This window comes from Caproiciproducens galactitolivorans (assembly GCF_004768785.1).
Taxonomy (GTDB): Bacteria; Bacillota; Clostridia; order Oscillospirales; family Acutalibacteraceae; genus Caproiciproducens; species Caproiciproducens galactitolivorans.
In genome coordinates, this window is record NZ_SRMQ01000007.1 from 102,260 (window position 1) to 125,236 (window position 22,977).

At 47.3% G+C, this 22,977-nt stretch carries 23 protein-coding genes, 1 pseudogene and 1 other annotated feature; of the genes and pseudogenes, 12 read left to right on the forward strand and 12 right to left on the reverse strand.

Annotated features, from left to right (window positions below; genetic code table 11):
* The first annotated feature begins 55 nt into the window (after window positions 1-55).
* On the forward strand, window positions 56-742 hold the full coding sequence (gene sigK, locus CAGA_RS08490; protein WP_135659823.1) for an RNA polymerase sporulation sigma factor SigK: 687 nt from the start codon (window positions 56-58) through the stop codon (window positions 740-742).
* A 266-nt stretch (window positions 743-1,008) separates the two neighbouring features.
* Complete coding sequence (locus tag CAGA_RS08495; RefSeq protein ID WP_135659825.1) at window positions 1,009-1,998, forward strand: inorganic phosphate transporter; 990 nt, start codon at window positions 1,009-1,011, stop codon at window positions 1,996-1,998.
* A 100-nt stretch (window positions 1,999-2,098) separates the two neighbouring features.
* On the opposite strand, the pseudogene CAGA_RS08500 reads toward CAGA_RS08495, so the two are convergent.
* From CAGA_RS08500 to cysK, 6 genes and pseudogenes are all read right to left on the reverse strand, one after another.
* Window positions 2,099-2,475 (reverse strand): annotated as a pseudogene (locus tag CAGA_RS08500) (ATP-binding cassette domain-containing protein); the annotation flags it as partial.
* A gap of 504 nt (window positions 2,476-2,979) precedes the next feature.
* Window positions 2,980-3,819: an Mrp/NBP35 family ATP-binding protein gene (locus CAGA_RS08505; protein ID WP_135659827.1), complete on the reverse strand. Its 840-nt coding sequence runs from the start codon at window positions 3,817-3,819 to the stop codon at window positions 2,980-2,982.
* A gap of 108 nt (window positions 3,820-3,927) precedes the next feature.
* Window positions 3,928-4,884 carry an NAD(P)H-dependent glycerol-3-phosphate dehydrogenase gene (locus CAGA_RS08510; protein WP_135659829.1) on the reverse strand — a complete coding sequence of 319 codons (957 nt, stop codon included), beginning with the start codon at window positions 4,882-4,884 and terminating at the stop codon, window positions 3,928-3,930.
* Between the two features lie 60 nt (window positions 4,885-4,944).
* Window positions 4,945-6,390 (reverse strand): sensor histidine kinase, encoded by a 1,446-nt coding sequence (locus tag CAGA_RS08515; protein ID WP_243112999.1) that lies wholly within the window; start codon window positions 6,388-6,390, stop codon window positions 4,945-4,947.
* Entirely contained in the window at window positions 6,368-7,060 is a 693-nt protein-coding gene (locus CAGA_RS08520) for a response regulator transcription factor (RefSeq protein ID WP_135659831.1), read from the reverse strand. The genes CAGA_RS08515 and CAGA_RS08520 overlap by 23 nt, the downstream gene beginning before the upstream one ends.
* A gap of 366 nt (window positions 7,061-7,426) precedes the next feature.
* The gene (cysK, locus tag CAGA_RS08525; RefSeq protein ID WP_207669565.1) at window positions 7,427-8,353 is read right to left on the reverse strand and encodes a cysteine synthase A; all 927 of its coding nucleotides are present in this window, start codon (window positions 8,351-8,353) and stop codon (window positions 7,427-7,429) included.
* A 276-nt stretch (window positions 8,354-8,629) separates the two neighbouring features.
* Here cysK and CAGA_RS08530 point away from each other — a divergent pair, with 276 nt between their 5' ends.
* The gene (locus tag CAGA_RS08530; RefSeq protein WP_135659833.1) at window positions 8,630-9,079 is read left to right on the forward strand and encodes an RrF2 family transcriptional regulator; all 450 of its coding nucleotides are present in this window, start codon (window positions 8,630-8,632) and stop codon (window positions 9,077-9,079) included.
* Entirely contained in the window at window positions 9,063-9,494 is a 432-nt protein-coding gene (locus CAGA_RS08535) for an RrF2 family transcriptional regulator (protein ID WP_135659835.1), read from the forward strand. Before CAGA_RS08530 ends, CAGA_RS08535 begins: the two co-directional genes overlap by 17 nt.
* 171 nt (window positions 9,495-9,665) lie before the next feature.
* Here CAGA_RS08535 and CAGA_RS08540 read toward each other — a convergent pair whose 3' ends face one another.
* The 5 genes from CAGA_RS08540 to CAGA_RS08560 all read right to left on the reverse strand — a co-directional run bounded on the left by CAGA_RS08540 (window position 9,666) and on the right by CAGA_RS08560 (window position 15,053).
* Window positions 9,666-10,373 (reverse strand): P-II family nitrogen regulator, encoded by a 708-nt coding sequence (locus CAGA_RS08540; RefSeq protein ID WP_243113000.1) that lies wholly within the window; start codon window positions 10,371-10,373, stop codon window positions 9,666-9,668.
* A gap of 16 nt (window positions 10,374-10,389) precedes the next feature.
* Window positions 10,390-11,883, reverse strand: a complete 1,494-nt coding sequence (locus tag CAGA_RS08545) for a DUF1538 domain-containing protein (protein WP_135659837.1) — start codon at window positions 11,881-11,883, stop codon at window positions 10,390-10,392.
* Window positions 11,884-12,316: 433 nt separating this feature from the next.
* Window positions 12,317-13,126 carry an ABC transporter ATP-binding protein gene (locus CAGA_RS08550; protein WP_135659839.1) on the reverse strand — a complete coding sequence of 270 codons (810 nt, stop codon included), beginning with the start codon at window positions 13,124-13,126 and terminating at the stop codon, window positions 12,317-12,319.
* Window positions 13,104-14,021, reverse strand: a complete 918-nt coding sequence (locus CAGA_RS08555; RefSeq protein WP_135659841.1) for an ABC transporter permease — start codon at window positions 14,019-14,021, stop codon at window positions 13,104-13,106. Before CAGA_RS08555 ends, CAGA_RS08550 begins: the two co-directional genes overlap by 23 nt.
* Window positions 14,022-14,042: 21 nt before the next feature.
* A complete protein-coding gene (locus CAGA_RS08560; protein WP_243113001.1) occupies window positions 14,043-15,053 on the reverse strand; it encodes an ABC transporter substrate-binding protein in 1,011 nt (336 codons plus the stop codon).
* Window positions 15,054-15,193: 140 nt separating this feature from the next.
* Window positions 15,194-15,447 (reverse strand) — a binding site (T-box leader).
* Window positions 15,448-15,705: 258 nt separating this feature from the next.
* On the opposite strand from CAGA_RS08560, the gene CAGA_RS08565 reads away from it, so the two are divergent.
* The 8 genes from CAGA_RS08565 (at window position 15,706) to CAGA_RS08600 (ending at window position 22,101) form a co-directional block, all read left to right on the forward strand.
* The gene (locus tag CAGA_RS08565; protein ID WP_135659845.1) at window positions 15,706-16,509 is read left to right on the forward strand and encodes a motility protein A; all 804 of its coding nucleotides are present in this window, start codon (window positions 15,706-15,708) and stop codon (window positions 16,507-16,509) included.
* A 15-nt stretch (window positions 16,510-16,524) separates the two neighbouring features.
* Complete coding sequence (locus tag CAGA_RS08570; RefSeq protein ID WP_135659847.1) at window positions 16,525-17,439, forward strand: OmpA/MotB family protein; 915 nt, start codon at window positions 16,525-16,527, stop codon at window positions 17,437-17,439.
* 19 nt (window positions 17,440-17,458) lie between these two features.
* The gene (locus CAGA_RS08575) at window positions 17,459-18,085 is read left to right on the forward strand and encodes a cytidylate kinase-like family protein (protein WP_135659849.1); all 627 of its coding nucleotides are present in this window, start codon (window positions 17,459-17,461) and stop codon (window positions 18,083-18,085) included.
* 20 nt (window positions 18,086-18,105) lie between these two features.
* Window positions 18,106-19,470: an MATE family efflux transporter gene (locus CAGA_RS08580; protein ID WP_243113002.1), complete on the forward strand. Its 1,365-nt coding sequence runs from the start codon at window positions 18,106-18,108 to the stop codon at window positions 19,468-19,470.
* 112 nt (window positions 19,471-19,582) lie between these two features.
* Complete coding sequence (locus tag CAGA_RS08585) at window positions 19,583-20,221, forward strand: ECF transporter S component (RefSeq protein ID WP_135659851.1); 639 nt, start codon at window positions 19,583-19,585, stop codon at window positions 20,219-20,221.
* 50 nt (window positions 20,222-20,271) lie between these two features.
* Entirely contained in the window at window positions 20,272-20,595 is a 324-nt protein-coding gene (locus tag CAGA_RS08590) for a DUF1540 domain-containing protein (RefSeq protein WP_135659852.1), read from the forward strand.
* Between the two features lie 183 nt (window positions 20,596-20,778).
* Window positions 20,779-21,624, forward strand: a complete 846-nt coding sequence (locus CAGA_RS08595; protein ID WP_135659854.1) for a GDSL-type esterase/lipase family protein — start codon at window positions 20,779-20,781, stop codon at window positions 21,622-21,624.
* A gap of 12 nt (window positions 21,625-21,636) precedes the next feature.
* Window positions 21,637-22,101, forward strand: coding sequence for a DUF4358 domain-containing protein (locus tag CAGA_RS08600; protein ID WP_135659856.1), 465 nt, complete (start codon window positions 21,637-21,639; stop codon window positions 22,099-22,101).
* A gap of 33 nt (window positions 22,102-22,134) precedes the next feature.
* Here the strand turns inward: CAGA_RS08600 and CAGA_RS08605 are convergent, their stop codons facing one another.
* The gene (locus CAGA_RS08605; protein ID WP_135659858.1) at window positions 22,135-22,854 is read right to left on the reverse strand and encodes an NAD-dependent protein deacylase; all 720 of its coding nucleotides are present in this window, start codon (window positions 22,852-22,854) and stop codon (window positions 22,135-22,137) included.
* Window positions 22,855-22,977 lie beyond the last annotated feature (123 nt).

The window sequence follows — 22,977 nt, forward strand, 5'->3', positions numbered from 1 at the left end:
CAGACAGGCGCAAAGGGCATATAATGGCAAAACAACACTATAAAGGAGTGGCTGTATGTTCGGTGCCGTTCTAGGTTTTGCAATTTCCGGCTTGTTGTTTCTGATTCTTCATGTTACCGGTTCCGGTTCTTTCCCGCGGCCGCTCACCGCACAGGAGGAGCGCGAATGCCTGGAACGCATGAAAAACGGGGACTTGCAAGCCAAAAACAAGCTGATTGAACACAATCTTCGGCTTGTCGCCCATATTATTAAAAAATACTACGCGAATTTCAATGACCAGGACGATTTAATATCGATTGGCACGATTGGGCTGATTAAGGCTGTAAATACCTTCGACAGCAGCAAGGGGATCCGGCTTTCCAGTTACGCGGCCAGATGCATTGAAAACGAAGTGCTGATGTTTTTTCGTTCCTCGCGCAAAACCGCACAGGATATTTCTATCAACGAACCAATCGATACAGATAAAGACGGCAACACGCTGACTTTAATAGACGTTATGGCCACAGAAGACAATATTCTTGAAAACTTGGACTGTAAAATTAAATCCGAACAGCTAAAACGTTATATACGTGAAGTCCTTTCTCCACGCGAGCGGCTTATTATCGAGCTTCGCTACGGACTGACCGGACACAAGCCTTTAACACAAAGGGAAGTGGCACAAAGACTGGGGATTTCGCGCTCATACGTCTCAAGGATTGAAAAAAAATCACTCTGCGCATTGTACAAACGGTTCACAAAATAAATACATAAAGCAAAAACCCACTCTATAAAGTCATATCTCCCCCGATGCATTGCGGAATCAGCCGGCGGCTTTTCCCGCAATGCATTTTTATGCCGCTGTCTCGGCAAGTAAGAAAAATTCGGCAAGGTTGAAGGATTTTGCGAAATAAATCGCATTATTCCTTCACTTTCTTGACATATGCCTTTTAAAAAAGTATACTTACTATTCGGTGTCTAAATTTGTCGAGTTTCCGATTTTGTGCTGGACATTGAAGGGATCGTTCAAAAATGGTAAGTGTCATACTGGTTGTAGTAATTCTTCTCGCAATTGTCTTTGACTTCATTAACGGGTTTCACGATACTGCAAATTCGATTGCGACATCCGTTTCTACGCGTGTTTTAACCCCGCGCACCGCTACCCTTATGTCGGCTTCGCTCAATTTTGTTGGCGCGCTGATCAGCGTAAACGTCGCAAACACCATTGCGTCCGGTATTGTAAACGTGCATTTGGAGCAGTACGTCATTGCTTCCGCCCTGTGCGGCGCAATTGTCTGGAACCTGATTACATGGTATATCGCACTACCGAGCAGTTCCTCCCACGCGCTGATTGGCAGCCTGATCGGTTCGGCCGTCGTGGTGACCGGCGACCTTCGGGTTGTGAACTGGATGAATATTTTGGACAAAGTGATTATCCCGCTCTTCACTTCCCCTTTCATTGGCTTTGTAATCGGATTTTTTGCCATGAAATTATTATATTTTCTTCTGAGGAATTCGTCTGAGCGTTTTGTGAATAAATGGTTTTCCAAGCTTCAGATCGGCTCTGCGGCATTGATGGCCTTTTCGCATGGAAGCAATGACGCGCAGAAAACAATGGGCATTATTACGCTGGCGTTAGTCAGCGGCGGCTTTATTAAAGCAAGCGACGGTATTCCGCTTCCGGTAAAACTGGTCTGCGCCCTATCCATGGCCCTTGGGACGTCGCTTGGCGGCTGGCGGATTATTAAAACCGTCGGCATGAATATGATTAAGCTTCAGCCCGTAGAAGGCTTTGCAGCCGAAACCTCGGCGGCGGCTGTCATTCAGGTGATGACCTCGTTAGGCGCACCTGTAAGCACAACCCATGTGATTTCTTCCTCCATCATGGGCGTGGGTTCCTCTAAGCGCTTCTCCGCTGTAAGATGGGCAACGGCGAAGGATATCGTCGCCACCTGGTTTATCACAATCCCCGCAACCATACTGCTCGGCGCGGCGTTCACCTTCCTTTTCCGGCTATTATAACAAAATATACGGGAGCGTTTCGTTTTCGAAGCGCTCCTTTTTCATTTTCCGCCATAACCGAGCCGTATCCTCCGCTTTGGGTGCTTCTGCGGATTTACCTTTACTGCACCGCCGTATCAAACTGGCTATTGTACAGCCTGGCGTAGAAACCGTTTTTCCGCATCAACTCCTCATGTTTTCCCTGTTCTACAATATCGCCGTCTTGCATGACAAGGATCAAATCCGCATTACGGATTGCGGAAAGGCGGTGACAATGACAAAGCTGGTGCGACCCCGCATCAGGTTATCCATGGCCTTTTGAATCAGGATTTCTGTGCGGGTGTCCACGCTGCCGGTCGCTTTGTCCAAAATCAGAATCTGGGGGTTTGCCAGTATCACGCGGGCTATCGTCAGCAACTGTTTCTGCCCCTGTGATACATTGCTGATTTCTTCGTTTAAAATCATATCATACCCGTCCGAAAGTGTCCGGACGAAATGATCCGTCTGCGGGTCAAAATCGCTGCGAACATAAATATCATCCGTTTTCAGAAGAGGGTATTTTTGAATATACTCTTCTTTTTCCGCCGCGGAACCCTTTGCCGAAACAAGTTGATAACCGTCCTCCATGGCTTTCTTCTGTGCATCCGTCATAAAAATCTGCATAAAGGAAAAACCTTTGGTGCTGACTGCCTCGGGCGCGGACTGTTCAATGCCGCCCTGCTGTATACCGACGTTTACAATTTTCGACATGTTCGGCAGGTTCAGGTCGATGACCGCCTCTACGGAAAGAAAAAGGATGGACAGCAGCATGGCGGCAATATAGGCTTCAAATACTTTGCGAGCTTTGCCATATCGTTGTTCCTTTCCAAAAATCACTATCCCCATCTTTTCCAATTCCTAGCGGTTTATGAACGAGATTTCCGGCTCCCGGAAGCGGTAAAAATCCGGGCAACAAAAGGGCTGCCCCGATCGCCATGATCGGGGCAGCCCTTATTTTCAGCATTACTTATTGTGTTTTTCCACTACGTCCGCAGCCGCTTCCAGCCAGGGAGCGTTGGCAAGCTCGGCAAGTCCCACATCGCAGTTTTTTGCCAGTTCCGGGTCAATCGGGCATTTGCAAAGCACTTTCAGCCCGAATTTTGCCGCGATCTCATCAACATGGCTCTCACCGAAAACCGGGATGGCTTTTCCGCAGTCCGGGCACTTTACATAGCTCATGTTTTCAACGATGCCAATAATCGGCACGTTCATCATTTTCGCCATATTCACCGCTTTGGCAACAATCATGGAAACCAGCTCCTGCGGAGAAGTGACAATGACAATGCCGTCCAGCGGGATGGACTGGAACACGGTAAGCGGAACGTCCCCGGTTCCCGGGGGCATATCAACAAACAGATAATCCACATCCGTCCAGATCACGTCCGTCCAGAACTGCTTGACTGTATTGGCAATCACCGGGCCGCGCCAGACAACCGGTGCCGTTTCATCCTCCAGAAGCAGGTTTACAGACATAACGTCGATTCCCGTATTGGTCTTTACCGGTAGCAGGCCGAATTCGCTGCCCATCGCCTTTTGCTTTAGCCCGAAAGCCTTCGGGATGGAGGGTCCGGTAACATCCGCGTCAAGAATGGCCGTATGGTTTCCGCGGCGGTTCAGCAAAACCGCAAGCATGGAGGTTACCATACTTTTCCCCACGCCGCCTTTCCCGCTTACTACGCCGATTACTTTGTGAATTTTACTCATCGGATTCGGTTTCTCAATAAAATCAGCGGGGTTAACCTTGCGGGAAGGGCAATTTTCGCCGCAGGAATCACAGTTATGCGTGCAATTTTCTTCACTCATCGAATCAGTCCTTTTCCATTACTGCGGTTTCCGCAGCACTTCTTAATCAAACTCTTCCTATTGTAAATTTATATGTTTGTTTTGTCAAACTTATTGTTTGGTCCTGTATCAAAACTCCATTTTCAGGCTGCGAAGAAAGAGATCGGAAAGAACGGTTTTCGGTTCCCTTCCCTCATGGATGACGGAATAAACCGCGCGGCAGATCGGGAGCTCCACGTTGTATTCCTGCCCCAGCTTTAAAAGGGCGGTTGTGGTCGCGACGCCCTCCGCCAATTCGCCGTAGTCCTTTCCTTTTACGAACAGCTCGCCGAATTTCCGGTTGTGGCTGTATTCCGAAAATACGGTCGCTTCATAGTCGCCCAGATGACTTAAACCGTACGCGGTGATTTCGTTTCCGCCCATCGCTTGGATCAGACGGGCAATCTCCCTTGTCCCGCGGGACATCAAAGCGCCCTTCAATGCCGTGCGGTTCAGGCCGTCTAGCATACCCCCGGCAATTCCAATGACATTTTTCGCCGCCGCGCCCACCTCGTTGCCGATCAAATCCGTACCGTAATAAAAGCGAATCAGGTCGCTGGAAAACGCCTTCACAAGGTATTCCTTAATCTCCATACTAACGCTGTCGATCACCATGCAATTCGGGATTCCACGGACAAAATTCTGAACATGCCCCGGCCCTACCCATATGGCGGACGGAACCTTAGGGGCATATTCCTGTGCAATCTGCGTCAAGCGCTTTCCCGTATCCGCTTCCAGCCCCTTCATGCACAGCACGATCGTTTTTCCACCTAAGTCCATCGCGGCCAGTTCCCGCATAAGGCCGCGAAAGCCCTGCGCCCCGATCGATATCACTAGGATCTCCGCAAATGCAACTGCTTTTTCCAAATCACTAGTAAGCAGGATTCCTTCGCCCAAGGTTACCATGCCATTTGTGCCCTGCTCTAAAAATGCCTGCAGCTTACTGGAATTTTCATGTCCGTAAAGCGTGATTGTATGATTCAACCTGTCAAGATACCATGCGATAAAGCTGCCCCATCTTCCGCAGCCGATTACGGTTATATTCATGTTATCCCCTCCGTTTTCCAATAGTATACCATACGATTGCCAAAATAGGAAAAATTTCCGTCAATCGGACAATTCCATGGCGTCCAATTCAAACCAGAATAGACTTCCTTTTCCTTCTTCGCTCTGTACGCCATAAGCACCCCCGTGCATGTCCAAAATCGTCTTTACAATCGAAAGGCCAAGGCCGGTACCGATCTGCGCGCGCTTATGTTCTTTATCGACCTTGTAATAACGCTCCCATATATCATTAATCTTGTCCGGAGGTATCCCATCGCCGGTATCCCGAACAGAAATCCGTACTTTGCCGTTTGAAACCGTTTGAGTAATTTCCACGATCTTATCCGCCCCGGTGTAGGTAATCGCGTTATTTACCAGATTGTACACAACCTGTGAAATTTTCAGTTCGTCCGCGTTCACGTAGATGTCCCGGTCCGCATGGAAGGAAATATGGTAATCCGTCAGCTTGGAATACCGCTGAAGAATCACGCGGATGCTTTCGGTCAGGTTGAAATCCGCGCGGCTGAGCGGCTCCGTGCCGGACTGCAGCTTCGAAATATCCAACACGTCGCTGACCAGAGAAGCAAGGCGGGTTGCCTCATCAATAATAATCTGTACATTTTCCGGCGTATTTTCGCCCGGCAGATCGCGCATAACCTCCCCGTAGCCCTTAATCATAGTCAGCGGCGTTCGAAGGTCATGGGAAATATTCGCAATCAAATCGCGGCGAAGCTCCTCCGTCCGGGAAAGCTCCCTCGCGGCGTAATTCAAAGTGTGCCCGAGCTCGGAAATTTCTTTATATCCGGTTTCATCGAAAACCGTATCATACTTTCCACTTCCAAGCATCTTGGCGGACGCATTGATATTGATAATCGGCTTTGAAATCCATTTTGAAAGGAACAGCGCAAGCAGAAGCGATAAAACCAGCATGAAAACCGTAATACAAAACAATTGGATACGTAGTGTATTGACGGTGGCGCTGACCGGGGAAATTGACGTACTGAGAAGAATCATAACCCTGCTTCCATTCGCTTTCTCCACAATCCGGGAGTAAATAATATTCTGGATTCCCCCTCTTGGGCCAATCTGGTGTATACCGTCCGGCGCCATGTCTTCCCTTGAAAATTGCCGAAAAAAAATTCCTCCTTCCTCCGTTGTTGCAGAAAAGATTTGAGAAAGGCTGAGCGGATTCAGGCGGCTGATCAGGCTGGCGGGCATAATATCTTGGTAATAAGATATATTCCCGTATTCGTCGCAGATCAGGATGGCGACCTGATTTCCCTGTGAAATAGACTGCAGCGTTGATTCAAAATCCTCAGAATCAACATGTTTCACAATGGTCTGCGCGGTCGATTTCACCTCGTTAATCTTAATAAACTGATAAAACCGGTCGAGAAAGACCACCTGAAACACCCAGAGCAGAATCAGCATAATGAGTGTAAAACCCGCAAAACAGGCGAAAATCCGCCATTTAATGCTAATCCGCCTAAACTGTTCCCTCAGCTTCAAATCGGTATCCCACCCCTCTAAGCGTCACAATATAACGGCTGTAATCCTTCAGGCTTTTCCGCAGAAGCTTAATGTGAGTGTCCAACGTGCGGTCGTCGCCGTAAAAATCGTAGCCCCACACATTTGTAATCAGCTTTTCCCTTGTCAGGGCAATCCCATTATTGTCCACAAGATAAAAGAGCAAATCGTATTCCTTTGGGGAAAGATCCACCTTTTCCCCATCAACCGTCACGATGCGCCCTGTAAAATCAATGGTAAGGCCTCCAAAGCGCCGGATATCCTTCTGCGTTCCGTTTTTCTCCTGGTTGGTGCGCTTGATAATCGCGTTAATCCGAAGCATCAGCTCCTTCGGGGAAAAGGGCTTTACGACATAATCGTCTATTCCAAGCTCAAAGCCCCGTATCTTATCGTATTCCTCACCGCGCGCACTCAGCATAAGCACCGGAACAGAAGAAAATTCGCGGATTTCTTTTACCGCGGAAAATCCGTCCAAAACCGGCATCATGATATCCATCAGCACAATATCATACACCTCCGGACGCTCCCGGCAAAGGGCAACCGCTTCTTCCCCGTTGCTCGCTTCCGCTACGGAATGTCCTTCAAAAACCGCATATTTTTTAATAAGCTCCCTTATTTTTCCCTCATCGTCTACAATAAGAATATGATACATGACCAATTCCCCCTGCATGGTAATGTTATTTTAAACCGGCAAAGTGAAAGTACTGTGATAATTTTGCAATTGTATTTTAACATACATTCTGCTTTCCGGAATAGTGCTTAAATGTTATATAAATGTATAATTTTTATGAAGTGCCCTGAAACGCAACTACGCGCCCATAAATCAATTCTTTTCAATTCGAAAAGCGCACAAGTCTACACTATTCCGGACTAAGTATCACGCCACACAGAAGTATGGGAGGGTTTCTGCGCAATAATATACTGTACTGGAAACCGTACAGGGACGAATACCTGCTAAAACATGCGGAAAAGCCCCGGCAGATTTCTCTGCCAGGGCTCCGAGCTGGATAGGATACTGTTAGTCGAACACGCCGGTAGAAAGATAACGCTCGCCGGTATCCGGCAGGAGCGCCACAATCAGCTTTCCCTTGTTTTCCGGACGTTGTGCAAGCTGGGCTGCGGCAAATACAGCCGCGCCCGCGGAAATGCCCACCAAAAGGCCCTCGCGTGCCGCAAGTTTTTTCGTAGTGGAAAACGCGTCCTCATTCGCTACGGGAATCACTTCGTCCAGGACATCGGTGTTCAGAATATCCGGGACAAAACCCGCGCCAATTCCCTGAATGCTATGCGGGCCGGATTTTCCCTCGGTAATAACCGGAGAGCTGGCCGGCTCAACGCCGACGACCTTCACATTCGGATTGTGCGCTTTGAGCGCCTCACCAACGCCGGTAACCGTACCTCCCGTACCGATTCCCGCGACAAAAATGTCGACCTTCCCGTCGGTATCGCGCCAGATTTCCTGCCCGGTCGTTGCGCGGTGCACCGCCGGATTGGCGGGGTTCACAAACTGGCCGGGAATATAGGAATTCGGGATTTCCTTGGCAAGCTCGTTTGCCTTTTCAATCGCGCCCCTCATTCCCTTCGCCCCTTCTGTCAGCACAAGCTCCGCACCCAGCGCAGAAACCAGCCTGCGGCGCTCAAGGCTCATCGTTTCAGGCATGGTCAGAATAATGCGGTACCCTCTCGCCGCCGCGACAAACGCAAGTCCCACGCCGGTATTGCCGCTGGTCGGCTCGATGATGGTCGTATCCTTATTGATAACCCCTTTTTCTTCCGCGTCTTTAATCAGCGCGTAGCCGACCCGATCCTTAACGGAGGAAAGGGGATTAAAATATTCCAGCTTTCCCACAACGTTTGCTTCCAGGTTTTCCGCCTTTTCATAATTTGTCAGCTCTAAAAGAGGGGTATTGCCAATCAGTTCCGTCAAATTCTTCGCAATAGCCATAATGGTCTCTCCTTCAATCAATCTATTTCTTATTATAGTATTTCATCATGGAGCTTTACAAGCCGCAACAATAAATATTCCGGTTGGCTCTTAAGAAATGTAGCCTTTTCACGAGCTCGCCTTCCAATTCATTATAAATCCTACCAATTTAGTAATATATTTATCTTGCAATTAGTATACGCTTTATATATAATAAAGTCAATAGGAAAACTTAACTTTATATTGCAAGGATTCCGGAAGGCTGCTAAGATAAGGAATTGTAAGGAGAGAAAACCTATGAAGTTATCTACGAAAAGTCGTTACGCGCTTGAAGGGATGCTGTATATGGCGGTTTACGGAAAGGACCGTCTGCTTACTGTGAAAGAAATAGCCGCCGGTACAGCCGTATCCCCGGCATATATGGAACAAATATTTTTCACCTTAAAAAAAGCCGGCCTGGTATCAACGGTACGCGGTGCAAAGGGCGGCTTCACTTTGGGGTATCCGGAAAACGAAATTACGGTCGGCAGGATCATCCGCGCAATCGACGGGGATCTTGTACCGGTTTCCTGCGTGGCCAATTTGTCCTCCTGTAAAAGCAAGGCCCGCTCAAACTGCATAAGCCGGTACGTTTGGATCCGGATTTCAGATGCAATTGCAAAAACAGCGGACAAACAGACGCTGGAAATGCTGAAAGACCAGTTTATGAAGGAAAGCGACGGTGCGGAAAATGAAGATATCCACTAAAGGAAGATACGGCCTACGCGCCATGATCGATTTGGCAGTCAACAGCAACGGGGGCTGCGCGTCGCTTGCCGGCATATCCGAGCGCCAAGATTTATCGCTGAATTACCTGGAAAGCATCTTTTCCTATTTAAAGCGCGCGGGCCTGGTGATCGGCATTGCCGGCGCGCAGGGCGGTTACATGCTTGCAAAACCGGCGGATGAAATCACCCTCTACGAAATCATGACGGTTTTGGAGGGGGACATGTCCGTGTACGACAAATTCGGGCCAACAACGAAAATACGAAGCTTCTTGAACAAAAACGTCTGGGACGTCATCGACAAAAATGTAAACGAAGTGCTGACAGGAACCACCATGGCGGATGTAATCAAAAATATTGAAAACAACCGCCTGTCCGAAGACTGCTCCGCATTATAAAAAAACGCGCCAGATGAGCAGGGCTTGGGGATTTACGAAAGCAAGACGGTTTTAACCATCCCGCTTCAAGCGGAGGCGCAAGGGGCACAAAAGGAAAGACTGCACCGAGGGACAAAACCTTCGGTGCAGTCTTTCCATTTTTTTACACTTATGAATAAGATAATTGAATCCTTAGCCATCCTTATTGTTGCAATGCATATCAAAAAGTCCCCGGACATCCAAAACCGGTTCCACAAACAAAATCCCATTTCCGGGAAGGTTCATGTGAAGCTCTTGAAACAAATGATCCACTACTTTATCGATTAACTCGCTTGGCATAAGAATTATAACCAATTCCTTCTCCGGTTCTATTTCCATGCCGAGCAATTTGGTAGCGAAGTTCGAACCGGTTCCCCGACCATGCAGGATTGTACCGCCCTTGACACCTAATTTGCGTGCAATATCCATTACATCGTTCGCCATGCCGCGATTGACAACTACCGTCAGTTTTTTGAACATACTCTCTTCCTCCATACCTTGCACTATATTCCAAGTGCCCTGCTTATTGTTAATTATCTGGCTCGCGACTGTTACAGGCATCGTATAGATAATTCCATGACCGGGTTCATCAAGCTGGAGCTCTTTGGTAAAAAAATCTAGTGTCTCTATTGCTTTTTCTTTCACAATGAGGATATTAACAATTTCCTTTTTCTGGCTCTTTATGCCAAACAAATTTAAAGTAGGACTTTTTACCGTGCCTTTGCCAAGCAGTATTATCCCGTCGTGCATCTCTTTCATTTTGGCAATACGGACAAATTTCTGGCATTGATGTTCACTTAGGATGAGTGTCATCAGCAGAAACGGTTGTTGGACAGCCTGTTCCTCCATTTGCTTATCCATGATTACCTCCTGTCGATCATTCATTTAAAGCAGAATCAGATGCCTTGCGCGATTTTGCCTGATAAAGTGCGCCAAGCAGTTCGATTGCTAGAATCGGCATCATTGCAACAATTGCTATCATACCAAAGCCATCTACCACCACATCGGCCGTCGGAACTTGTGCAGCAACCCCCTGGACAAAGGCAAGGGAGAAAGTGGCCGTCATCGGTCCGGAAGCAACGCCGCCTGTATCATATGCCATACCCACAAATAAGTCAGGTATAAAGTAAGCCAATATTACGGCGAGGCCAAATCCAGGAAGCAAATACATCCATAACTGGATACTGGGTATGAGAATCCTCAAAGCAGACATAAAGATTGACAAGCCTACTGCCACAGACAAGAATATGAGAACCAAATTGCGTTTGACTGACCCGCCGGTGACGTCCTCCACCTGATAGGTTAAGACATGGACAGCCGGTTCGGCCAAGACAGTAGTAAGCCCGAGCAGCAAAGCTATAAGGAGAACCGGAATGTTTGAGTCCATCGAAGCAAGCCGTATTCCCAACTGCGTGCCTACTTCCATAAACCCGCCATTCACACCCAATAAAAATACCACAAGTCCTAAAAAAGTCAAGACTAAGCCCCGGAAAATATCGATTACCTCACGTTTTCTGTCTTTAAAGAAAAACACCTGAAATATGATATATGCAATAATAATCGGCAGCAGTGTCAAGAAGGACTCCCATGCAATGTGAAACAGTTTGGAACCATACGCCTCCAAAAGATTACCGTGCGTTATTTCCGCTTCCGGCAAAGAGCCGTTCAGTTTCTCGCCTTCAAGAAAAAGGCCGGCAATTAAAACGCCGAAGATTGCGCCTGCCGAAGAAATACCCACCAAACCGAAACTGTCGGCTTCACTCAGTTTACTGTCTTTTTTCATAGTGGAAACGCCGGCAGCCAATGCCAACATAAAGGGAACGGTAATCGCGCCCGTCGTAGCCCCGGAAGCATCAAATGCGATGGCCAGAAAATCCGGCGATGAGAACAATGACAGGAGAAAAATTAGGGCATATGCGCAAGTAAACACAAATTTCAGCCGGATATTCCTAAGGATGCGCAGCATTCCAAGAGTCATCATCGTCCCAATTCCAACAGAAACAGCAAATACCATCAGGTCTTTCTTAAACTGACCGGAAGTTACGCTGTCCACCTGTTTCGCAAGAATATGTATATCCGGCTCTGCACAGGAAATAAAAAAACCTAAAATCAAGCTGACAGTAACCAATACGGCGTAGCTGTTGGATTGCGTAATGGCATTGCCAATGCCATGCCCAATGGGTTCCAGCCCCTGATCAATTCCGAACAGGAATATCGTCAAACCGATAATTACCAGAGCGGAACCAATGAGAAAAGCGTATAGCATATTCGCTTCTAATGGGCTTACAGTAAAATGGAGTAACAAAACAATACATGTAATCGGTAATACGGACGTCAGCACTTCTCGAAATTTTCCAGTTAACTCGTTCAAATCATCACCTCTTAAACACTACGCTGCCATTCGCTGAAATTTACGCTGGACAAACTTCAAAAGTCATCCGCCCTGCAAGCATAACGTTGCAGATCCTTTCAATGTTCCTAGGAAACATGAGATATCTTTGCTTTTTTAGTCCTGTGACAATATTTGTACTACATTTTGCTTGCTTTTTAAGCTATGCAAAGGGGTGGCTGCCAACGGCTGTATCTGCCTCCAACAGGAATTACAAATATTATAACATATTGAGATGAAAATTTGTAAACAAAGATAAAACACCTTTCACCGCACACCGTATTTTTGCGTGAATACCATTGACTTCCACATCCGGCAAGAACCAAAAACGGCATAGCCGGTTCATACAAATAAACGATGATCCGCTATGCCGTTATTTTTTCGGATTTAAAAACCTGAAAGCAAACCTTCTTTATTAATTTCCGTCTTCCAGACTGATTTCATTAAATTTCTCCGTTAAATCCTTCGTTTGTAAAGCGACCTTCTCTTCCCCGGCTGCGTCAAGAACAATCCCGCCCCGATGCATCATAATGAGCCTGTCGCCATAGCGTATGGCGTATTTCAGATTATGTGTAACCATAAGCACCGTCAATTTTTTCTCGCCGACAATACGCTGCGTCAGCTCCATAACATTTTCGCTGGAACGGGGGTCCAGCGCCGCTGTGTGTTCATCCAGAATCAAAAGGTCAATCGGCGTCATCGTGGAAATCAACAGAGCGAGCGCCTGCCGCTGCCCGCCGGAAAGACTGGAAACCGGCAGATTCAGTTTATCCTCCAAGCCGAGCTTTAAAAGCTCCAGCTGTGAACGGTAGTAAGGGATACGCTTCCTGTTAATGCCGAAATGCAAACCGAAACGCGTCCCTTTATTGTCCGCAAGGGCCATATTTTCCAGGATCGTTAACTGTGGGCAGGTTCCCTTGGAAGGATCCTGAAACACGCGCCCGATAAATTCGGAATGCTGATGTTCCGGCAATCTGCTGATTTCTTTCCCATTAACGGATACGGAGCCGCTGTCGATGGGAACGCTGCCGCAGAGGATATTCAAAATGGTTGTTTTCCCGGAACCGTTGCTCCCGATAACAGCCACAAACTGCCCCTTGGGGATTTCCAGATTAAAATTTTGGAACAGCCGGATTTCATTCAGGGAATCGCGGTTAAAGGTTTTACAGATTCGGCGCATCGCCACATAGTCCGCCATCGTATCAGATTTGTGTTGGGTTGACATTCGAATTCTTCCCCCTTCCCGCAAAAACCTTATTGAAAACCAGCACAACCGTAAGTATGACCGCCATTAAAAAGTTGAGGTAGTTTGTCGGCATTCCAAGCTGCATGGCAATCGTCAGGCAGGCTTTATACAGGATGGAACCGATTATGACAGCGGTCGTCGCTTTGATGAATTTAGCTTTACGGAGAAGACTGGTGCCAATGATAACGGAAGCAAGCGCCATAACGACCATACCCTTCCCGCTCGCCACATTCGCGGTCTCTGTCTGCTGGCTCAAAATGCAGCCGGCAAGCGCTGTGCAGCCATTGCCGATGGCCAACCCGATAATTTTCATTGTACCGGGATTTTTCCCGAGCGAAATAACATACTGCGCATTATCGCCCGCCGCGCGGAGTAAAAGGCCGGATTTCGTTTTCAAATATACATCCAGCAGAAGCTTGACAAGGATGCAGGTTCCTGCTACGATTACCAATACCCGGAAATCGGCGGAAAGGTTTCCGGCAACGGTACCGAAAAATCCGGAATTAAAAATGGTGTCCTTGTTATAAAAAGGCATGACCGCTTTTCCGTCCAAAATCACCAGATTGACGCTCAGCAGTCCGGTCATCACCAGAATACCCGAAAGCAGATCCGTTATTTTCAGCTTTACATGCAGCAATCCGGTGACACAGCCCGCGATTGCGCCGCAGCCGAAGGCTGCTAGACAGGAAAGCCACGGGTCAACGCCGGCGGTAATCAGCACGGCGGCAATGCAGGAACCGAGCGGGAAGGTACTGTCAACCGACAGATCGGGGAAATCCAGCACCTTATAGGTAATATAAACGCCAATGGCCATAATGCCGTAAATAAAGCCTTCCTGCAGCACATTTACAAGCAGGCCGAGTAGGATATCCATCTTGTGTTCCCCAGCTTTCTATTATTTCGTTACCGCGGCGGCCGTTGCGTATTCTTCCGGCAACTTCAATTGAAGCTTCTCCATAACCGCTTTGTTGTATACCGGGGTGCAGTCCTTCACCATATATACCGGGGTATCGGAAGCTTTTGCCCTTCCCGTCAGAATATCCGCCGCCATCTTTCCGGTTACCTTTCCAAGCGCAACATAATCGATGCTCTGCGATGCAAGGCACCCGTTTTTCACCTGCTCCTCTTCGGAACCGAAAACGGGAATTTTCGCGCCGTCCGCAACCTGCAGAACGGTGGACAGGTTATCCACCACATTGTTGTCGGTGAAGTTATTGATGCAGTCAACCCCCTTTGAAACAATGGAAGCCGCAGCGGCAGCAACTTCGGAAGCATTTGTCACACCGATATCCACAACCTCAAAATTGTATTTCGGTGCAAGCGCTTTAAACTTCGCTAACTGGGAAACGGAATTCGGCTCGCTTGTCGTGTACAGAATCCCGATTTTCTTTGCGACGGGCAAAAACGCACGGATCATTTTAATCTGCTGTTCAAGAGGCAGAACATCGGATGTGCCCGTACAGTTTCCTCCGGGCTTTTCGTTGGATTTCACAATACCAGCCGCAACCGGATCGGAAACCGCGGTGAACACAACCGGGATATTCGCGCTTCTTGCCGCGCTGTATGCGGACATGGCCGCCGGCGTTGCAATGCCCACGATTAAGTCGTACTTCTTAGAAACCATATTCTTTGCAATCAGGTCACCATTCGCATTGTCCCCCTGCGCGTTTTGAAAATCAATCGTATGGTCTTTCAGCCCGGCTTCTTCAAGCCCCTGCTGAAAGCCTGTATAGCAGTTATCCAGCGAAGGGTGCGTCGCATACTGGATCACGCCGATTTTATATTTTTTCGGGCCATCCGTTTTCCCATCGGCAGAACCTGCCGAACCGGATGAACAGGCAGCCAGCGCCGCCATTACAGAAACTGCCGTAAATACCGCCAATATTCTTTTCATTGCATTTTTCATATCAATTTCTCCCCGCATGTAAAGTTATTTTGATGAAAATGGATTTTAAAAATGACAGCCCCGCCATCGCTTGTTAAATAAACGCATAATCGCCACTCCTTGACCTGAAATTGGAAATAAAAAAGCCCTTGCCCCTGCTAAACAGGGACAAGAGCATTCACTCCTGCGGTACCACCCAAATTGGCGTTAAACACGCCCGCTTTTTCCATACACAATCATGTATGCTTCCTTGATAACGGGTGAAGTTCCCGTCAAAAGCTACTCGGCGGCTCAACCGCTTTTCGTTTTGCCCTCATAAGTCCATTCCACCGGTCATGCTCCGCCGCAATCCCACCATCTACGGCTCTCTTTGCGAACAAAATACCGGTTTACTACTCTTAATCATCGGTTTCTATGTATTATTTTTAAATTATTATATGCTGCTTGAAAAAAATTGTCAAGACAAACTCGTTTTTTATGAAGAATATTGTAACATTCCCTTATTAATTTCATTGATATTATATTTTAAGAAATTTTTATTAATTCCTACAGATTCAAACAATCCTGTCGATATAAAAATTAGGTGTTTGTAATGTGTCGATTTATGTAACTACGTAAATCCAATTTAATCATTCCGAACGAAAACGTTCAATGCAATATCGGAGGTATGTTTGTGGATATTTCAGTAATTTTAGGACTTGTCGTAGCTTTCGGATGCTTGATTGTTGGTTATACATTGGAACATGGCGTTTTGGCTTCCCTGTTTTTGCTCAGCCCGGCTTTAATTGTTTTCGGCGGAACAGCGGGTGCAACAATCCTATCCTACAATCTTTCGGATCTTGCTGCTTCTTTTAAAGCGGTTCTTGGAACCTTTTCAAATAAATCTTCCGGCAATCCAACCGAGGTTATCCAAAAAATTACGAGTATGGCGGATACTTGCCGCCAGGGCGGTATTTTGAAATTGCAGGAATTAATTAACGACCCCGATCTGGATAAGGATGAATATACTGTATTAAAAGAAGGTATGGTTCTTGCGCTGGATATGAAAAACGCCGACGAAATCCACGAAGCACTAGAATCCAATATCAGTACGTTTAACGCGAAAAAGCAAATCGAGGTCTCCGTTTGGGTCAGCGCAGCCGGTTATTCGCCTACCCTTGGCGTTATCGGTACGGTTATGGGACTGGTACAGGTTCTGTCCCACATGACGGACGCGGAACAGCTGGTTGCCTCAATTGGTGTTGCGTTTATTGCTACATTATACGGCGTTGTTTTCGCGAACCTGATTTATATGCCGTTTGCCAACCGTTTGAAAAACACATTGAAGCGCCAGATGATTATCCGGGAAATGATGATGGAGGGAATCTGCATGATCGCCCGCGGCGAAGCATCGCGCGGCATTGAAAACAAACTTTCCGCATACTATCAGGCATTTCCGAAAGGCGACAAGCTGTATAAAGAAGGAATTCAAAAATAATCTGGAGGGGAATTCATGGCTAAAAAACGAAAAGAAGAGCCCGAAGCTGAAGAAAATAGTGAAAGATGGCTCCTTACTTATTCTGATATGATCACTCTCCTACTTGCTTTGTTTATTATTCTCTATTCCATGAGTACCATCGACGCAAAAAAAGTAGCGCAGATGGCGGAAAATTTCGGCGTCACCATGGGTACTGCAAGCAGTTTAAGCAACGCAAAGGGAACAGGCACGGGGACGGGCACCGGCACCGGAAATGGAACCGGGACCGGCAAGCAAGGTTCCGGTAAAGGCACCGCAGTCAACGAGGACGCGCTTGATGAGGTTTACCATATTCTTCAGGATTATGTGGATAAAAATAACCTTGACAATTCCGTAGGGCTTGTCAATTCCGATACATACGTCAAAATTCATTTGAAGGATACGCTGATGTTTAAGCCGGACAGCCCCACAATGCTGCCTTCAAGCGAACCGATCCTGCTGGAGATTGAAAAAGCGATCGCCAAAGTTTATGACCGTGTGGATTATATCACGATCAGCGGCCATACCGCCGACGTAGGCGAGCATACCGTAGCCAGCGACCAAGTGTCCTGGAGGTTATCGACAGAACGCGCCATTACCGTAATGAATTATTTTGTCAGCTACGGGCTTCAGCAAGATAAGCTGTCTATTCAGGGATTTGCCCACTTCTCCCCAATTGCTTCCAATCATACGCCGGAAGGCCGGGCCAAAAACCGTCGTGTTGAAATCACCATCGTCAAATATCCTTCCAACAAAAATGGAACCAGTTCCACAGCAGGCAATGCGGTTGCTCCAAGCAGCTCTTCCGCAGCATCCGGCGCATCAAACGGTGCTGTTTCCAACACAGGTACCAGCCGCGCAGCAACAAGCAGCGCGGCTTCGGCCAGCACCGGCACAAGCAGTACAAAATAAATGAAAGCGGGGGATTACAATGGAATCCAGAACAATTTACACAATCGCACGGCAATACGGCAGCGGCGGCCGTGAAATTGGCCAAAAGCTGGCAAATGAACTGAACATTCCTTTTTATGACAAAGAATTGATCGCTCTGGCCGCAAAAGAATGCGGGATTAGTGAAACCGTATTCGAAAAGGCGGACGAAAAAGCGACTGGGAGTCTATTGTATTCCCTCCTGATGGGCAGTTTCCCTTTCGCAAGTACTGTTTCACCCATTGGCGGCATGCCACTAAACGACATGCTGTTTTTTATTCAAGCGGATATTATGAAAAAGGCAGCAAAAGCCGGTCCCTGCGTTATCGTCGGCCGATGTGCCGATTATGTGCTGAAAGATATGGAACACGTATTCAATGTGTTTATCCATGCGGATAAGCTGAGCCGTATGGAAAGAATTGTGCAGGAATATCATACCGATCCGGGAAAAGCAGCCGATATTCTTTCAAAGATGGATAAACAGCGTGCGAACTACTATAATTTCTATACCAACAAAAAATGGGGAAATCTTGAAAACTACCACCTTACCCTTGATTCCTCGGCAACAGGGATCAGCGGGGCAGTCGAATTAATTCGCATGGCTGCTGCTATGAAAGAAGGTATGTAAATCGAAAGGAGTATCATTCTGTGAAAAAACTATCCGGCGCTACGGATATGACATTCGGAAATCCATATAAGCTTTTATTTGCATTTTCTATCCCGCTTTTGTTGGGAAACATATTCGAGCAGCTTTACAATATGGTCGACAGCATTGTCGTCGGCAATTTCGTCGGGGAAAAAGCCCTAGCGGCTGTCGGCACCGGCTTCCCGATCATCTTTATGCTGAGTTCCCTGTTTATTGGGCTTGGAATCGGCTCTACCATTATGATTTCCCAGTATTACGGAGCGAAGGACTTTAAAAACATTCAAAATACAGTCAATACAATTTATATAGCCATGATGGTCGGAACGGTTCCACTGACCATCATGGGTATTTTATTCAGTGAGCCACTTCTGAGATTAATGAACGTCCCCGACGACGGAACCCTCGCAATGGCCAAAGTATATTTGGTTGTGATCTTTGCCGGCATAATCGGTAACCTGGGATACAACATTAACGCCGGCATTTTACAGGGACTCGGCGACAGCCGGACTTCCCTGCTGTTTTTGTTGGTCGCAACCATCATTAATATTGTGCTCGACCTTTCATTCACCGTCGTTTTCGGCTGGGGCGTATTCGGCGTAGCGTTGGCCACGATTATCGCCCAGTTCTGTTCCTGGGTTTTCGGGATTACCTTTATCAACCGGCATTTCTCATTCATCCATATCAACCCGCTGAAACACAAATTCCACAAGGAACTGTTTCAAAAGGCGATTAAGCTCGGCATCCCCTCGGGAATACAGCAGGCACTATTTTCCATTGGGATTATGGTCATGCAGACATTGGTCAATTCCTACGGCTCTTCCTTTATGGCGGGCTTTAACGGCGCAAATAAAGTCGACACCTTTGCTTTCATGCCTATTCTGAGTTTTTCAACCGCTGTTACAACCTATGTTGGGCAAAACATCGGCGCTTCTAAGATTGAGCGTATAAAGTCTGGTACCAAGGCAGGTCTCGTTCTGGCGGTTGGTTCCAGCATTGCGATCAGCGCCATCGTTTATCCACTCAGCGCTTCGATTATGCGGATGTTTAACCCTAAACCAGAGGTTATCAGCGCGGGTGTTGCGTATCTGCACTGCGTGCTGCCATTTTTCTTTGTGTTGGCGATTTTATTCGTTCTGAACGCCGTACTGCGCGGCGCGGGGGAAATGGTGATTCCTATGATTTCTACCTTTGTCTCCCTTTGGTTCGTCAGAGTGCCGGCCGCCTACCTGATTGCCTACCATTTTGGTAAAGAACAAATCTATTTTTCCTACGCAATCGGATGGGCCGCAGGGATCCTTATTTCCTATCCCTATTATCGATTCGGGAAATGGAAGAGGAAAAGTATTGTATCTGACCACAAGAATTGAATTTTAAGAAGAAAAAGCCCTCTTTTAATTCCAAATTGTAAATATAAATTTTGATTCCTGTTTTATATTATAGAAAATAACTTCATTGTTAAATTATTAACAGGAGGGCGCTATGAAAGTTTTAATCAACAAAAAGACTTTGTTTTTAGCCCAATTCGCAATTCTGCTTGCCATTGAAGCAATTGTGTGCTTTACCCCCCTTGGCTCGCTTCCGGCATTCGGACCGATTGTGGCCACCCTTGGGATGGTGCCAGTCATTATTACGGCAATTCTGCTGGGAACCGGTGCAGGAACGTTGATGGGCTTTTTCGCCGGCTTGTTCAGTTTTTGCGTCTGGACTTTTACCCCGCCAAGCCCTTTGGCTTTTGTGTTTACCCCGTTTTACAGCGTCGGGCCAGCCGTCCGGAACTATTGGAGCCTTGCAATCTGTTTTATTCCCCGTATTCTGGTCGGTGTTGTAACGGGAGCGTGTTTCCGCCTATTTACGAAGCTGAAATGGAAGAATATCGTTGCCTACGGATTAAGCGGCGTGTTCGGCAGCCTGACGAATACGTTTCTGGTACTGGGCGGTATCTACGTCTTCTTTGGCCAAAGCTATGCGGATGCCCTGAACGTAAGCTATCACCTTCTGCTTGGGATTATCGGGCTTACGGTTTTAACAAGCGGCATTCCGGAAGCGGTCGTTGGCGGCGCAGCGGCTTACGCCATCTGCTGCCCAATTCAAAAGCATATGATCCATACGTTTGAATAAAATCAGGAAAGAGAAGCATAATAGTGCAAACGAACAAAGAAGGTGCTATTATGACATATCTGTCCTGCGATGTAATGAACTGTATAAACAATAAAGACCGGTATTGCTGCCGTCCGGATATTCAGGTCAGCGGCCGAAGCGCAAACGATCCCCGGCAAACCAGCTGCGCCTCTTTTTCGGATGCCACGGACAGCGCACAGAACGCCGTTGGAACCGTATTGCCCAACACTTCGCTAGAAATCTACTGCGAAGCGGAAAATTGCAAATACAATCATGAGGAAAGATGCTCTGCGGAACATATCAATATTGATGCCGAATCGGAAATCCCACATTCGCAATCCTATACGCAATGCGGAACCTTTGAAAGCAAATAGTGTATAAAAGAATATTTCCGAACCAAGGAGAGAGCGGTGTTACCGCTCTTTTCTTATGCAAAAAAAGAAAAGGAGCCGAAAGGAAATGAATTCAATTTTGTAAGAATTGTTGTGATTGTATTGAACCTATGCTATACTAAATAAGCGAATTTGTACGATGAGAAAGCAGATAGAAGGTACGATATGAATAAGAATACGATCACAAAATCCAGTCTTGCCCTGCTTGCCGTCTGCTCACTTCTTCTCAGCGGCTGTAAGCAGAATAACATAAGCGGGGGCGCAAAGCCAGAGGGCAGCTCTTCCGCTCCGCAAAGCGTTTCCTCCACGGTAAGTTCAGAGCAGGAAATTTCACAGCAAACTTCCTCTTTCCACAATTCCGCCGGCTCTGAAGCGCAAAGCGAAAAAGTCGAAGAAAGCTACCTTGATGACGCGGTATTTATCGGTGATTCCGTCACCTTGAAACTAAAAAATTATGTTACGATAAAACGGAAATCCAACCCGGGGTATTTTGGCAAGGCCCAGTTCCTTGCGGCGGGCAGCATGGGTAGCGGGAACGCCCTCAAACCGCTGAAAAGCGATTCGATTCATCCGTCCTACAACGGCAAAAAAGCTCTTTTAGAGGACAGCGTTGCCGCAATGGGTGCCAAGAAAGTCTATATTATGCTGGGAGCCAACGATTTAGGCCTGTACGGAGTTGACAAATCCGCGGAGAATATGGCAAAGCTGCTAGAGAAAATCAAAGCAAAATCTCCGGACACAAAAATCTTCGTACAGTCCGCAACTCCGATTCTGAAGGAACGGCAGATGAAGAACCTGAACAATTCCAACCTTGTGGCTTACGACAATAAATTAAAGGAGCTGTGCAAGCAGAGGGGATATTATTTTATCGATGTTGCTTCCGTAATGCGCGACAAGGAAGGCAATCTGCCGAAGGAATACTGCAGCGACCCGGACGATCTGGGCATCCACTTTACCGACAAAGCGTGCCAGGTCTGGATCGATTATATTTTAACCCACGTCGTAAAATAGGAGTGAAGAACAATGAAGAAATTCTTATCCCTGCTGCTAGCCGCAGCAATTGTCTTATCGCTTGCCGCCTGCGGCGCCTCAACCAAACAGGCCGACTTGAAAAAGGTTATGACGGATATGAAGGCAAAAATAGAAAATCAGGAAATGATGGATTTAACGTCCGACGATTTAATGCCGAATTACGGAATATCCCCCGACGACGTAAAGCAATTTGCCGCCTACGTTGATTCCACCGGTATCAAGGGCGATGAGATTATCTTTTTGGAAGGCAAGGACGCCGAGGCTGCAAAACGGATTAAAGAGAAACTGGACGCCCGTTACAAGCAGAAGGAAGTGGAAATGAAGGATTATCTTCCAGAGGAATTTGCGGTGTTAAAAAAATGCAGCGTAAATCAAAATGGAAATTACGTCAGCATGATTGTCAGCCCACAATATGAGGAACTGAACAAGATTTATAACGATGCTATTAAGAAATAAAGAGATGAGGGATGCCCCCTCATCTCTTTTCCGTTAATGGATCCGGCTCAGAATTTCGCCGATGCTTCCCTGAATTAAAAGGTCGGCGTTGCCGTCTTGGGGCGTTGCGTCACGGTTGATCAGCACAAGCCTATCCCCCCGGTAGTAATCGATCAGGCTCGCGGCAGGATAAACCGCCAGCGAGGTCCCGCCGATGATCAGCATATCGGCGCGTTCAATCGCTTCTATGGCTCCATACAGCGTGCGCTGATCCAGCCCTTCCTCGTATAAAACCACGTCTGGCTTTATGGTTCCCCCGCAGAAACAGGTGGGAATTCCCTTGCTGTGCAGCATAAATTCCGCGTCGTACAGCTTATGGCACCGCTGGCAATAATTGCGGTGTACGGAGCCATGCAGTTCGTAAACCGCTTTGCTGCCCGCCATCTGATGCAGGCCGTCAATATTCTGTGTTACTACGGCGGTCAGTTTTCCCGCCTTCTCCAGCTCCGCAAGCTTTTTGTGCGCGGCATTGGGTTTAGCATCCAAGCAGAGCATTTTGGTGCGGTAAAAGTCAAAGAACTCCGCCGTATGCGTTACATAAAAGCTGTGGCTCAGCATCGTTTCCGGCGGATATTTGTAATGCTGACGGTAAAGCCCATCCACGCTGCGGAAATCGGGAATCCCGCTTTCCGTGGAAACACCAGCTCCACCAAAAAATACAATCCGTTTGCTTCTGTCAATCCATTCCTGCAGTTTTTCAATCTTTTCTTCCATAACGTTTCCTCCCTTCCGGTAATTCTATTGTAACCCTGTTCAAAACAATTGCAAGGGCAAAATCCTTTTTTCCAACTTCTCTGGATAGAAAATCCATGTAAAGAATTGTTGTTTGCAATGCGG